At 68.5% G+C, this 12,814-nt stretch carries 11 protein-coding genes; 7 read left to right on the forward strand and 4 right to left on the reverse strand.

Features of this window, described 5'->3' with window-relative positions; translation table 11 throughout:
* The first annotated feature begins 91 nt into the window (after nucleotides 1-91).
* Complete coding sequence (locus tag ACWGID_RS31805) at nucleotides 92-1,651, forward strand: adenylate/guanylate cyclase domain-containing protein (protein ID WP_452202867.1); 1,560 nt, start codon at nucleotides 92-94, stop codon at nucleotides 1,649-1,651.
* Here ACWGID_RS31805 and ACWGID_RS31810 read toward each other — a convergent pair.
* From ACWGID_RS31810 to ACWGID_RS31820, 3 genes are read right to left on the reverse strand one after another with little or no spacing between them, the layout of a single operon-like run.
* Nucleotides 1,599-2,327 carry a MerR family transcriptional regulator gene (locus tag ACWGID_RS31810; RefSeq protein ID WP_452202869.1) on the reverse strand — a complete coding sequence of 243 codons (729 nt, stop codon included), beginning with the start codon at nucleotides 2,325-2,327 and terminating at the stop codon, nucleotides 1,599-1,601. The two genes, ACWGID_RS31805 and ACWGID_RS31810, sit on opposite strands and share 53 nt — an antisense overlap.
* Nucleotides 2,327-3,079, reverse strand: coding sequence for an SDR family oxidoreductase (locus ACWGID_RS31815; RefSeq protein ID WP_452202871.1), 753 nt, complete (start codon nucleotides 3,077-3,079; stop codon nucleotides 2,327-2,329). The genes ACWGID_RS31810 and ACWGID_RS31815 overlap by 1 nt, the downstream gene beginning before the upstream one ends.
* A gap of 12 nt (nucleotides 3,080-3,091) precedes the next feature.
* Nucleotides 3,092-3,883 carry a GNAT family N-acetyltransferase gene (locus ACWGID_RS31820; protein WP_452202873.1) on the reverse strand — a complete coding sequence of 264 codons (792 nt, stop codon included), beginning with the start codon at nucleotides 3,881-3,883 and terminating at the stop codon, nucleotides 3,092-3,094.
* A 109-nt stretch (nucleotides 3,884-3,992) separates the two neighbouring features.
* Here ACWGID_RS31820 and ACWGID_RS31825 point away from each other — a divergent pair, with 109 nt between their 5' ends.
* The 6 genes from ACWGID_RS31825 (at nucleotide 3,993) to ACWGID_RS31850 (ending at nucleotide 10,325) form a co-directional block, all read left to right on the forward strand.
* Nucleotides 3,993-4,784 (forward strand): ArsR/SmtB family transcription factor, encoded by a 792-nt coding sequence (locus ACWGID_RS31825; protein WP_452202875.1) that lies wholly within the window; start codon nucleotides 3,993-3,995, stop codon nucleotides 4,782-4,784.
* A 129-nt stretch (nucleotides 4,785-4,913) separates the two neighbouring features.
* Complete coding sequence (locus tag ACWGID_RS31830) at nucleotides 4,914-6,191, forward strand: ABC transporter substrate-binding protein (RefSeq protein ID WP_452202877.1); 1,278 nt, start codon at nucleotides 4,914-4,916, stop codon at nucleotides 6,189-6,191.
* The gene (locus ACWGID_RS31835) at nucleotides 6,188-7,111 is read left to right on the forward strand and encodes a carbohydrate ABC transporter permease (RefSeq protein ID WP_452202879.1); all 924 of its coding nucleotides are present in this window, start codon (nucleotides 6,188-6,190) and stop codon (nucleotides 7,109-7,111) included. The genes ACWGID_RS31830 and ACWGID_RS31835 overlap by 4 nt, the downstream gene beginning before the upstream one ends.
* Nucleotides 7,108-7,998 (forward strand): carbohydrate ABC transporter permease, encoded by an 891-nt coding sequence (locus ACWGID_RS31840; protein ID WP_452202881.1) that lies wholly within the window; start codon nucleotides 7,108-7,110, stop codon nucleotides 7,996-7,998. The genes ACWGID_RS31835 and ACWGID_RS31840 overlap by 4 nt, the downstream gene beginning before the upstream one ends.
* A gap of 2 nt (nucleotides 7,999-8,000) precedes the next feature.
* Entirely contained in the window at nucleotides 8,001-9,011 is a 1,011-nt protein-coding gene (locus ACWGID_RS31845) for a LacI family DNA-binding transcriptional regulator (protein WP_452202883.1), read from the forward strand.
* A 24-nt stretch (nucleotides 9,012-9,035) separates the two neighbouring features.
* Nucleotides 9,036-10,325, forward strand: coding sequence for a sulfatase family protein (locus tag ACWGID_RS31850; protein WP_452202885.1), 1,290 nt, complete (start codon nucleotides 9,036-9,038; stop codon nucleotides 10,323-10,325).
* Here the strand turns inward: ACWGID_RS31850 and ACWGID_RS31855 are convergent.
* Complete coding sequence (locus ACWGID_RS31855; RefSeq protein ID WP_452202887.1) at nucleotides 10,322-12,481, reverse strand: RecQ family ATP-dependent DNA helicase; 2,160 nt, start codon at nucleotides 12,479-12,481, stop codon at nucleotides 10,322-10,324. The genes ACWGID_RS31850 and ACWGID_RS31855 overlap by 4 nt on opposite strands.
* Nucleotides 12,482-12,814 lie beyond the last annotated feature (333 nt).

Consider the following 12,814-nt stretch of genomic DNA (forward strand, 5'->3'; position numbering starts at 1 on the left):
AATCTGGGTCATCCGCACCAACGTGCCAAAACCCCGGTTCGCTCCTGACACCGGTTGCGCTCCAGGGGGTGCCTACTAGCAGACTGTCACCATGACGTGCGACGGCAGTCCGGAGCTGGTGCTGAGACGGCGGCCGTTCGGATCGTGGCTGCTCGGCCCCGCCGACCAGAGCCCACGGCGGCTGCGCGCCCGGCTGCAGGTCCTGATGACCACCTTCTCGATCGGCACCAACCTGATCGGCGCGCTGGTCGTCTTCGTGCTCGCCGTCTTCGTCCTGCCCGGCCCGTCGCTGGTCGACCAGCTCCAGCTCGTCGACGCGATCATCATCCCGCTGTACTTCGTGTTCGCGATGGCGATCGGCTGTGTCTGGAGCACCCGCTTGACCCGCCGCGTGACCCGGTGGATCGACCTGGACCGACCGGCGACCCGCCGGGAGCAGATCGCCACCCTGCAGTTGCCGCTGCGGCTCACCCTCATCGAGGTGCTGCTCTGGCTGGTCGCCGCGGTGTTCTTCACCGTGATGACGGTGCTGCTGCAGCCGGAGAACGCGCTGCGTGTCGCGCTCACCGTGATCGACGGCACGATCATCACCTGCGCGGTCTCGTACCTGCTGACCGAGTTCGCGCTGCGTCCGGTCGCGGCGCGGGCCCTGGTCGACTCACCGCCGCCGCGCCGGCTGCTCGCGGCCGGGTTGAAGGCGCGGACGGTGTTCTTCTGGGCCGTCGGGTCCGGCGTACCGGTGGCCGGCCTGATGCTGGCCGCCGTACTGGCGCTGATCGAGGGCGACGTCACCTCGACGCGGCTGTCGATCGTGATCCTCGCGCTCGGCATCGTGGCGCTCGGCAACGGTGCGCTGCTGACCTGGTTGTCGGCCAAGTCGGTGGTGGCTCCGGTGCGCTCGGTGCGGGACGCGCTCACGCTCATCGGCGAGGGCCGGCTCGACGTGAGCATCCCGGTCTTCGACGGCACCGAGCTCGGGTCGCTGCAGGCCGGGTTCAACCGGATGACCGAGGGGCTGCGCGAGCGGGAACGGATCCGCGACGTCTTCGGGCGGTACGTCGGTCCCGGCGTCGTCCAGGAGGCGCTGACGAGCGACCGGCTCGGCGGCGAGGAGCGGTTCGCCGCGGTGCTGTTCATCGACCTGGTCGGATCGACCGAGCTGGCGACGCAGCGGCCGCCGACCGAGGTCGTGCAGCTGCTCAACCGGTTCTTCGCGATCGTGGTCGACGAGGTGGACCGGCAGGGCGGGTTCGTGAACAAGTTCGCCGGTGACGCCGCGCTGGCCGTCTTCGGCGCACCGGCCGAACTGCCCGATCCCGCGGGGAGCGCGCTCAGTGCCGGACGTGAGCTGGCACGGAGGCTTGCCGAGGAGTTGCCGGAAGCAACGGCGGGGATCGGGATCACTGCCGGGATCGTGGTGGCCGGCACCGTTGGCGACGTACGGCGGCACGAGTACACCGTGATCGGGGATCCGGTGAACGAGGCGGCGCGGTTGAGCGAGCTCGCCAAGACCTCTCCGGGGCGGTTGATCGCCTCGATGGCCGCTGTCGACGAGTGCGAGCCGAGTGAGGCCGATCAGTGGCGGACGAGTGAGCTGGTCACTGTGCGAGGCCGGTCGGTGCCGACGCAACTGGCTGTCCCGCAGTCATGAGGTCGTGCAGCAGCGCGGCGCCGTACAGCATCGCTTTGGTCTGGCGGTCGTGGGCGGCGCGGCGCTCGGCGATCGCGGCCCGCAGCGCCTCGGTGCTGCCGGTCCTGCGGAGCCCGTCGAGCACCGGTTTGATCTGCTCGAAGTAGTAGTGCCCCTTGCGGAGCATGTGGATGATCCGCGCGTCGCGAACCTGTTCGGCGCCGTACCGGCGGTACTTCGTCCCCGGTTCACGCGTCGGCGCGAGCAGACCGGCGGCTTCCCAGACGCGCAGTGCTGACGGCCGGATGCCGAGGCGATGCGCGAGTTCGCCGACCAGGAGCGACGGGCCGGTGTGCTCGTCAACCTGCTCCGCGGCGAGTGCGGCCAGGGCGTCGCTCGCGGCGTCCGTTGCGAGGCGTTGCTCGTGGAGGGCGGCATGGGACGCGTCGACGAGTCGGTACGCGAGCGCTTCGTCGCCGTTGTGGACTGCGCGCATGATCTCGGTCGCGGTCTCGGCGCCGAAGCCGGGCGCGAGCGCGCGGTACGTCAGCAGCGCCGACACATGCTCCGGACCGTACTGCCGGTACCCGGTGTCCGACCGTGGCGCGGGCGGCAGGATTCCGGCGGCCTCGTAGTTGCGGACGAGCTGGGTCGACACCCCGGCCCGGCGCGCCAGATCTACCGGCCGCAATCCCACTAGCGCCCTCCGGAGACGTCGACGCTCGTCCCGGTCATGTACGAGGAACGGTCCGACGCGAGGAACGCGATCACCTCCGCGACCTCCTCGACCCGTCCCGGCCGGGCCAGCGGCGGCGTCGTACCCAGACGGTCCAGGCGGCCCGGCTCGTGGATCTCGGTCTCGATCAGGCCCGGGCGGACCCCGAGGACGCGGACGCCCTCCTGCGCGACCTCGTTCGCCAGGCCGGTGGTGAGCGCGTCGACCGCGGCCTTGCTCGCCGCGTAATCGACGTACTCGCCGGCCGATCCGAGCACCGCCGCGCGGGACGAGACGTTCACGAGGACTCCCCCGTTGCCGCCGTACGCCGTCGACATCCGGCGGACCGCGGCGCCGGCGACCAGGAAGGCGCTGATCGCGTTGATCCGGAACACCCGGTCGAGGCGTTCGGCGTCGTACTCCGCCACCCGCCCGGCCGGCGAGACGACGCCGGCGTTGTTGATCACGGCACCGATCGGGCCGAGCTCGGCGGTCACGGTGTCGAAGAGGCGCTCGATCTGGTCGGCCTCGACGATGTCCGCCGGTACGGCGATCGCGCGCCGGCCGAGCTCCTCACACGCCTTCACGACGCCCGCCGCCGCATCGGCCTGCGTCCGGTAGTTCACGCCGACGTCCCAGCCGTCCGCGGCGAGCGCGAGGGCCGCGGCGGCGCCGATCCCCCGACTCCCGCCGGTCACCAGCACAACCCCACGCCCGTCAGTCCCGGAAGTCATGGCCCTACTGTTTCACGCGGGCGGAATGACCAAGCCGAGCTGGGTCTCGGAGTCGACGAAACCGACCGACCGATAGATCCGGATCGCGAGGTACTCCGGGTCCGCCACCATCACCAGCGTCTTCGCCCCACCCTCGTTCAGCCCGTACGTCGACGCGCGGTGGACGAGCGTGCTGGCCAGCCCACGACCCCGGTCCTCGAGCGACGTCTGCACGTTCTGGAACCGCGCCAGACCCTTGCCGTCGAACATCAACCCGAGCGAACTCTGCAACCGGTCACCGTCGAACGCGCCGAACCACAGCCCGTGGCCCGCCTCGACCAGCGCGCGCTGCGTCGCCACTTTCCGCCGCGAGAACTCCTCGTAGGCGTCGTCAACTGTCCTCGCGGCTGTGGCCAGCCCCTGCTGGAACAGCTGCTCCCAGTCCCCGTCCCCACTCAGCAAGCGGTACGTCGACTCCTCGTTCGGCCGCTGCGGCGGGACGACACTGTCGGCCGTCATCACAACGCTGGGCTCCACCGTGAAGCCGGCGGCGGTGACCTCGTCGGCGGCCCCGACCTCGCCGTCCACACTGTCGATGCCGAGCGCAACATGCTCCGCGGCCGGGAACTCGCGGTGGAAGTCGTCGAGCCGGATCTTGGTGTCGCCGGGTGCGAACGGCGTCCGGTAGAGCAGGTAGTTCCCCCACCAGAAACCGGGATTGCCCGGGGTCCGCACAACGACGTACGCACCCTTGTCCTCGAACTCGCTGCCGCCCAGCGCGAGCAGCAACAGGTCCGTTCGGTAGCCGAGGCTGGTGATCTCCACGCCACCATCCTCGCTCCGGCGTCAACCAGGTTTGGTGGTTGACATGCAACCTAGCGGCTGCCTATTTTGGTCATGCAACCAATCGGCTGCATGACTTGATCGGAGCGTGATGGACGACGAGGTGTTCCGCGCCCTCGCGGACCCGAGCCGCCGGCGGCTGCTCGACCTGCTGAATGCGCGCAACGGGCAGACCCTGCGCGACCTGTGCGCCGAGCTCGACATGACGCGGCAGTCGGTGAGCAAGCACCTCGCCGTACTCGAGGGCGCGAATCTCGTCACCACCGTGTGGCGCGGGCGAGAGAAGCTGCACCACCTCAACGCCGAGCCGATCAACGCCATCGCCGACCGCTGGATCCAGCAGTACGACCGGCGCCGGGTCCAGCTGTTCGCAGACCTCAAGACGACTTTGGAGGCTCAGACCACCATGAACGACTTCGTGTACACGACCTACATCCGGACGACGCCCGAGCAGCTGTGGCGGGCGCTCACAGAACCGGCCTTCACCGAGCAGTACTGGGGGCTGCACCACGAGACCGACTGGAAGGTCGGCTCCGAGATGATCTGGCACCAGAGCGACGGCAAGGCGACGATCTCGGGCTCGGACCAGGTCGTCGTCGAGCACGAGCCGTACCGGCGACTCGCCTACACCTGGCACCACATCACGCCGGAATTCGCGACCGCGGTCGGCTTCGACGACGAACTGCGCGACAAGATCAGCCCGGAGCCGCTGTCGACCGCGATCTTCGAGCTCGAGCCGGTCGACGACGGCCAGGTGAAACTCACCGTCGTCCACACGGGCTTCGAGCCCGGCAGCACGATCCGGACGATGATCCAGGATGGCTGGCCGCGGGTGTTCGCCGACCTGAAGTCCTTGCTGGAGACCTCGCCAGTCCGGGCATGAAAACGTTCACACGCGTCAGCTCGGACCACTTTCAGCCGTAACTGGTTCTTTTTCGACTCTTGCCATGGCAACGTTTTCATTCTACGGTCGGGCCGCAGGAAACGGTGCGGGGGTCGAAGGAGAATGTCGATGAGACGAAACATGCTCGCCCTGACCGCCGGGCTGCTGGCCGTCCCGCTGGCGCTGTCCGGCTGCGGTGGCTCCGGGGACGACGATGCGGCCGGCGGAGTCGTCCGGCTGACGTTCCGGCAGTTCGATCCGCCGAGTGAGATCGGCGGACTGCAGACGGTGGTCCAGACCTGGAACGCCAAGCATCCCGACATCCAGGTGAAGCTCGAGACGCTGAGCGGACCGGACAGCGCCCAGCAGTTCGCCCGCGAGGCCAACTCGGGCTCCGGACCGGACGTCGTCCAGATCGCCAACGTGAACGTGAAGGACCTCGCCAAGCCGAAGATCCTGAAGCCGATCGACGACCTGGCGAAGAAGTCCGCCCCGGAGACGCCCGTCGACCAGTACCTGGCGCTCGACCTGGCGAAGTTCCAGGACAAGACGTGGGCCCTCCCCTGGACCGTCGACACCTACGCGCTGGCGTACCGTCCGGACCTGCTGACCGCCGCCGGCCTGAAGCCGCCGACGACTTGGGACGAGCTGACAACCGACGCGGTCAAGCTCAGTGACCCGAAGGCCAAGCGCTCCGGTTTCTGCTTCACCGGCGCGAGCGGCCCCGGCTCCGGTCAGTGGTTCCCGATCAACTACTACCTGTGGTCGCACGGACAGACGCTGGTCAAGCAGGACGGCGACAACTGGAAGGTCGGCGTCGGCCAGGACGAACTGCAGTCCACGATCGACTACTTCAACAAGCTCTTCACCTCGGGCGCAACCGCCAAGTCGATGATCGCGGTCGAGCAGCTGACCGACCCGCAGCTCGTCGGCGGGCTGTCCCGCGGGACCTGCGCGATGACGATGATGGCGCCGCAGACCTTCCGCCAGGCCAAGAAGGCGAACCCGGCCGTGCAGACCGCGCCGATGCCCGACGGGCTGAAGGACGGCGCCACCCACCTCGGCGGCCGGATGCTCGGGATCAGCGCTGCCTCCAAGCACCCCGAGCAGGCGTGGAAGTTCCTCAAGTACCTCAACAGCTCCGAGGCGTTCACCAAGATCTCGCAGTACCCGGCGGCCACCACCGTGCTCACCAAGATGAAGGTCCCGGCGGGCGAAGAGGGCTACCAGCAACAGTTGCCGCATGCCCAGACGTTCGGTCGCTACATCAGCGGTCCGGTGCCGGTGAACACGCTGAGCAAGATCACCAACGCCCAGTTCGGCGCCGTGTACTCCGGGCAGACCGACAGCCACTCGGCGGCGGCGAACATCATCAGCCAGATCGAGGGTGAGCTGAAGTCGCGATGAATGCCGGCCGCCTCCCGCGGCGTCGCGGTCCGTCCGGCGCGCTGACGCCGTACGGGCTGATCGCCCCGGGGCTGATCATCCTGCTGTTGTTGTTCGCCGTCCCGGCCGCCTACAACCTCTGGCTGTCGGTCCACGACGTCACGCCGTACGACGCCCTCGGGGACGGCGTGTCCGTCGGGCTCGGGAACTTCCACTCGGTGCTGAAGAACCCGTTGACGCTGAGCAGCCTGAAGAACACGGTCGTCTGGCTAACGCTCGCGACCGTCGCGATCCGGTTGGTCCTGGGGCTCGGTATCGCACTGTTGCTGCAGGCTCCGGTCCTGCGCCGGCTCCGGCTGGTCGGGGTGACGCGGACGCTGGTGCTGATCCCGTGGATGATCCCGCCGACCGTCGCGGTCGCCGCCTGGCGGTGGCTGCTCGACGGGCAGGCCGGTCTGCTCAACCAACTGCTGATGCGGTTCGGTCTGATCGACCAAGGAGTCCCGTTCCTCGGACAGACGAGCACCGTGTGGTGGTGCGTGATCGCGATCATCTCTTGGCGTGAGCTGCCGTTCGTGATCATCGTGCTGATGGCCGGGCTGCAGGCGATTCCGCAGGACCAGTACGAAGCGGCGGCGATCGACGGAGCCGGCCGCTTCGGGACGCTCTGGAACGTCACGCTGCCGAACCTGCGGCCGGTGCTCGGCGTCGTCGGGCTAATGATCACGATCAACTCGTTCAACAACTTCGTCTACGTGTGGCTGACGACCGGCGGCGGCCCGGGCACCTACACCCAGGTCCTCGCGACGCAGCTGTTCACCACGGCCTTCGTCGACAACAAGCTCGGCTCGGGTGCGGCGATCGGGCTGCTGATGTCGTTCTGCATGGTCCTGTTCACGATCTTCTACTTGGGGGTCCTGCAGCGGAGGTCGAAGGCATGACCGCGACGACGTACACGCGAACGGAAGCCTCGACAACGACCCGGGAGCTGCGGCGGCGCAAGGTCCGGTCGCGGACCGGTGACGCGGTCGTGCTGGCCACGGTCGCGGTTGTGCTCGCCGCGATGGTCTTCCCGTTCGCCTGGATGGTGATGACCGCGTTCCGGCCGGCGGACGAGATGTTCGACCTGAACCGGATCTTGCCGGACCACTTCACCCTGCACGGCTTCCAGCAACTGTTCTCGGGCTCGTCCTTCGGTCGCTACGTGCTGAACAGCGCGATCGTGGCACTCGCCGCGATGGTCATCGCGGTCTTCATCTCCTGCCTCACCGGCTACGCGTTCTCGCGGTTCGAGTTCCGGGGCAAGCGGGTGCTGATGGTGGTCTTCATCGCGGTGCAACTGTTCCCGTTCGTCATCCTGATCACGCCGCTGTACCTGTTCTTCTCCGAGCTGCACCTGCTGAACACGTACCAGGGCCTGATCCTCGCGTACGTCGGGTTGGTGCTGCCGTTCGCGACGTACCTGATGATGGGGTACTTCAACACCGTCCCGAAGGGGCTCGACGAGGCGGCGCGGATCGACGGCTGCTCACCCCTCGGGGTGCTGTTCCGGGTGATCTTCCCGATCGCCTGGCCCGGGGTGGCGACCGTCGCGATCAACACGTTCGTGATGGCCTGGGAGGAGTACCTGTTCGCGAAGGTGCTGATGACCGACAACCAGCTGAAGACCGTGCAGGTCGGGCTGTCCGACTACTTCGGCGAGTTCACGACACAATGGGACCTCGTCATGTGCGCATCGGTGGTGGCGTCGGTTCCCACCGTCATCCTCTTCGCGATCGCTCAGCGACGTCTGGTATCCGGTCTCGCGACCGGCAGCGTGAAGGAGTGACGATGAACAGTCAGCCCAGGCCGCCGACGATCAAGGACGTCGCCACCCTGGCCGGGGTCAGTATGTCCACCGTGTCGCGGGTGCTGAACGGATCCGCGGCCGTCCAGACCGAGACCGCCGAGCGGGTACGGCGTGCCGTGACCCAGCTCGACTTCGTGCTCAGCGCGTCGGCACGCTCGCTGCGTCCCGGCGTTCGGTCAATGACCTGGGGCTTGCTCGTCGACGCCGTCGAGTCGCACTACTTCAGCACGCTGATCGCCGAGCTCGACCGGGCGGCGCAGGACCACGGTTCCACTCTGCTCGTGTCGGTGACGCAGAAGGAGTGGGCGCGCGAGAAGCATCTGATCAAGGAGATGTCGAGTCGCCGCGTCGACGGGCTGTTCGTCGTACCTGCCAACGGTGACGTGCTCGGCGAGCGGTCGCGCTTGTCGAGTGTGCCGATCGTGTATGTCGATCGGATCCCGAGCGGTGTCGTCGCGGATGTGGTGACGTTCGACTACTACAAGGCGATGGCCGATCTCGTCGAAGAGCTGTGGACGCAGGGGCATCGCCGGATGGCGTTCATCGGTGGCGAGGTGGACACAGACCCCGGATCGCGGCGGTACGCGGCCTGGAACGACATCCTTCGCCAGCACGGCAGCACTCCCGATCCGAACCTCGTGAGCGTCGGCCATCTGGTTGCCGACACCGCGACCGAGGCCGTCGTCGGGATGCTGCGTTCCGATCAGCCACCGACCGCTGTCGTCACCACGACCGGTCTGCTGCTGCTCGGCGTACTGCATGCGATCGCACTGGAAGGCGCTGACATCGAGGCCGCCTGTACGGAGGAGATCGACTCGGCGTTCCTCTCCCCCGTGCCGCTCACCCTGGTGGCCGCGGACTTCAAGCTGCTGGTGAGCAATGCCGTCGAACTCCTCACGGCCCGCGTCGAGAACCACAGCGAGCCGCCGACCACCCGGCTGCTGCCCACCGGCCGCGTGCGGCTCGAACCGCGCCGCTCCTCGACCTCCTGACCACTCCCGAAAGCGAGCTATCTGGTGACCCGACCGAACATCGTGATCGTCTACACCGACGACCTGGGGTGGGGAGACCTCGGCTGCTACGGCAGCCCGGAGATCCGCACGCCTCATATCGACGCGCTGGCCGACCGCGGCGTCCGGATGACCGACTGGTACTCGAACTCGCCGGTCTGCTCGCCTTCTCGGGCCTCGCTGCTGACCGGGCGGCACCCTGCGCATGCCGGAGTTGAGTCGATCCTCGGCGCCCGCCGCGACACCCACGGCCTGGCGCCGCAGTCCACGCTCGCCTCGACGCTCGCGGACGCCGGCTGGAAGACCGCGATCTTCGGCAAGTGGCACCTCGGCGTCGAACCCGGCTCGGCCCCGCTCCGGCACGGCTTCCAGCACCACGTCGGCTTCCGCGCGGGCTGCGTCGACTACTACTCGCACATCATGTACTGGGGCGTCCGGTACCCGATCCACGACCTGTGGTCGGACGACACCGAGATCTGGAACAACGGCGAGTACCTGACGGATCTCATCACCGACCGGGCTGTGGAGTTCATCGAGGAGGCCACTGAGCCTTTCCTTTGTTACGTCGCCTACAACGCCCCGCACTATCCGATGCATGCACCGGAGGATGCGATGGCGAAGTACGCGCATCTGCCATGGGACCAGCAGGTGATGGCCGCAATGGTCAGCCGGGTGGACGACGGCGTTGGCCGCATCGTTGAAACCTTGTGGGAGACCCGGCAGCTCGACAACACGATCATCTTCTTCTCCTCCGACAACGGCCCGTCCGCGGAGGAGCGGAACTGGCTGGGCGGCGAGGAGATCGCGTACGCCGGCGGCTCGACCGGTGGCCTCCGTGGACACAAGGGGTCGGTCTTCGAGGGCGGCATCCGGGTGCCCGGCATCTGGTCCTGGCCGGATGGATTGCCCGAGGGCCGGACCTGTGACGTGCCGTCGATGATGATGGACGTGACGCCGACGATCCTCGCCGCGGCCGGCCTCGCACCCGACGCCGACCTCGACGGCCAAGACCTGCTGCCCGCGCTGACGGAGGGCGAGACCGATCCGGATCGCGTGCTGTCGTGGGAGTACGAGGGACAACTCGCGGTACGTCGCGGCAACTGGAAGCTCGTCGTCGATCCCAGCGACCGTCTCGGCGTACCGCAGGAACCGGGCCGGCTGCTGTTCGATCTGGCCGCGGACCCGCACGAGACCACCGACGTGACCGCGCGCGAGCCCGAAGTACTGGCCGACCTCGAGAAACAGGTCAGCGTCTGGACCGAGGCCCTCGATGGCTGGCGGAAGTCGCGGGTTTAAGGCCGCTTGTGGATCACCAGGGGTAGCACCGCGGCGGCACCGGCTTCCCGAAGCTTGGCGGTCGCCACGGTGACCGGCCACTGGGACGACGTGGCGTCCACCAGCAGGAGCACGGTCCGCGCGGTGACTGCCTGAGCGGTGGTGTCGTTCACCTGGAGGCCGTCGCGCCAGACCTTCGCCTCCTCGGCGGATGACAGGTCGTCGGTGTAGCCGGTGCGGTCGATCGTGAGCTCGGCGCGATCCAGCCGGCCGACTCCCGCCACGTGATCGGCAATCACCGACGTCAACTCCGGATGACCACCGGCAGCCAGCGGTACTACGACCTCGGGGCGAGCCGACCAGGATCCGCGCCACCGGGACAACGCCGCGACCGTCCCGGCCTTCAGAGCCTCGACTGCCTCCGGGACCGGCGAGCCGTTGAACGCTCCGGCCAACGCGTCCCGCCACTCGGGAGCATCGGCGTACACGACGATGCGGCCGGGCTCGGCCGAGAGCGCGGGCGGGATCTTGCCCCGGGCACCGAACGCCCCACCGGGCCACATCTTGCGCGGCTCCAGCACGTGGACCTCGCCGCGCAGCGAGCGGGTGATCGTCGCGACCGTCTCCGGATCGGGACGCGCCACCAACGGTTCCGGCAGCGCACCGATACACACCGAGCACCGGCCGCACGGCTCCGCGGACGGATCGTCCAGAGACTCCTGCAGAAGTTGCATCAGGCAACGGTCGCCGCGGGTGTACGCGCGCATGATGTCGGCCTCGCGACGGCGTACGGACACGATCCCGTCGTAGTGCTCCGCGTCGAATGTCCACTCCACCCCGGTCCGCAGCCAGCCGCGCTCGACCCGGTCCACCACGCCGTCGACCGCCAACTGCTTCAGCATCAGCTCGACGCGCGTCCGCCGCAGACCGGTCTCGGCCTCCAGCCCCGGCACGGTCGCCGGCGCATCCGGGCCGTAGCTCTCCAACGCCCGCAGCAGCCGCTGCACGTTCTCCGGCACCGGGATCGTCGCGGTCGCGAAGTAGTCCCACACCCCGGCATCCGCCTCGGACGGCAGCAACGCCACCACCGCGTGATCGATCCCGCGCCCGGCACGACCGACCTGCTGGTAGTACGACACCGGCGACGGCGGCGACCCGACATGCACCACGAACCCGAGATCCGGCTTGTCGTACCCCATCCCCAGCGCGGACGTCGCGATCAGGGCCTTCAGCCGGTTGTCGCGCAGCGCGTCCTCGAGGCTCTCTCGCTCCCCCGCGTCGAGCTGGCCGGTGTACGCCGCGACCGGCACGTCCCGCCCATGCACCTCCTGGACCACCGCCGCCAGCCGCTGCGCATCCGCGACCGTCAACGCGTACACGATCCCCGACCCCGGAAGCTGCGGCAGCACATCCACCACCCACGCGAACCGGTCGAGCGGCGAGAGCGCATCCACCACCGCGAGCTGCAGACTCGACCGAGCCAGCGGACCACGCAGTACCAGAGTCGACTCGCCCAGCTGCTTCGCGACGTCCTCGGTCACCCGCGCATTGGCGGTCGCTGTCGTCGCCAGCACCGGAGTCTTGGGGTTCAGCTGCTGCAGAACCTCGGACACCCGCCGATAGTCCGGGCGGAAGTCGTGCCCCCAGTCGGACACCGCGTGCGCCTCGTCGATCACCAGCAGACCGACCTGCCCGGCCAGACCGTCGAGCACCCGCCGCCCGAACCCCGGATTCGCCAACCGCTCTGGCGACACCAGCAGTACGTCGATCGCGCCGGACCGCAGGTCGTGTTCGATACTCGACCAGTTCTCGATGTTGTTCGAGTTCAGCGTCGCTGCGCGCAGCCCCGCTCGGCTCGCGGCCGCGACCTGGTCACGCATCAACGAGAGCAGCGGCGACACCACCAGCGTCGGACCGAACCCCTCCGACCGCCGGATCGCCGTGGCCGCCCAGTACACCGCGGACTTGCCCCAACCGGTCGCCTGCACGACCAGCACCCGAGCCGCCGCCTCGCACAGCGCCGCGACCGCGGTCTCCTGGTCCGCCCGCAACCGGGCGTCATCACCCGCGATCGCACGGATCACGTCCCCTGCGACCTTCGCACGGTCGTCGGTCAAGGTCAGCGTCGCATTGGTCGTCGAGTCAGTTGCGGAGTCAGTCGAGTCGGTCCCAGCCATGCCGAAAACCCTAGACGCCTCCACCCCCACTCCGCTCGCCGCAACCCCGCTCCTGTGGATAACGCCCCCAGAACCCCAAGCAGCCCAACCCGCTCACTTGCCGGTTGGCCGACTGGCCGACTGGCCGGTTATCCGCCGACTGACGCACTGCAACCCGCCAGCCCAACAACAACCCGCCACCGACGCTCAGCCGGGCAGGCCGAGCGCCAGCTCCCGCGGCGCGCCAGGCGGTGGTCGTGGCCGGCGAAACGGGGGGCTTGGACAGGTACTGGGGGGTGGGGGCCTGTTATTGCCTGTGCGGGGTCACCGGTTGCTGTGTGCAGGTGCTAGCGG

The organism is Kribbella sp. NPDC054772, assembly GCF_053611945.1.

Excerpts from the sequence above, each read along its gene's own strand:
- ACWGID_RS31805 (WP_452202867.1), top strand. The coding sequence starts at position 92 with ATGACGTGCGACGGCAGTCCGGAGCTGGTGCTGAGACGGCGGCCGTTC.
- ACWGID_RS31815 (WP_452202871.1), bottom strand. The coding sequence starts at position 3,079 with ATGACTTCCGGGACTGACGGGCGTGGGGTTGTGCTGGTGACCGGCGGG.
- ACWGID_RS31825 (WP_452202875.1), top strand. The coding sequence starts at position 3,993 with ATGGACGACGAGGTGTTCCGCGCCCTCGCGGACCCGAGCCGCCGGCGG.
- ACWGID_RS31830 (WP_452202877.1), top strand. The coding sequence starts at position 4,914 with ATGAGACGAAACATGCTCGCCCTGACCGCCGGGCTGCTGGCCGTCCCG.
- ACWGID_RS31835 (WP_452202879.1), top strand. The coding sequence starts at position 6,188 with ATGAATGCCGGCCGCCTCCCGCGGCGTCGCGGTCCGTCCGGCGCGCTG.
- ACWGID_RS31840 (WP_452202881.1), top strand. The coding sequence starts at position 7,108 with ATGACCGCGACGACGTACACGCGAACGGAAGCCTCGACAACGACCCGG.
- ACWGID_RS31845 (WP_452202883.1), top strand. The coding sequence starts at position 8,001 with ATGAACAGTCAGCCCAGGCCGCCGACGATCAAGGACGTCGCCACCCTG.
- ACWGID_RS31855 (WP_452202887.1), bottom strand. The coding sequence starts at position 12,481 with ATGGCTGGGACCGACTCGACTGACTCCGCAACTGACTCGACGACCAAT.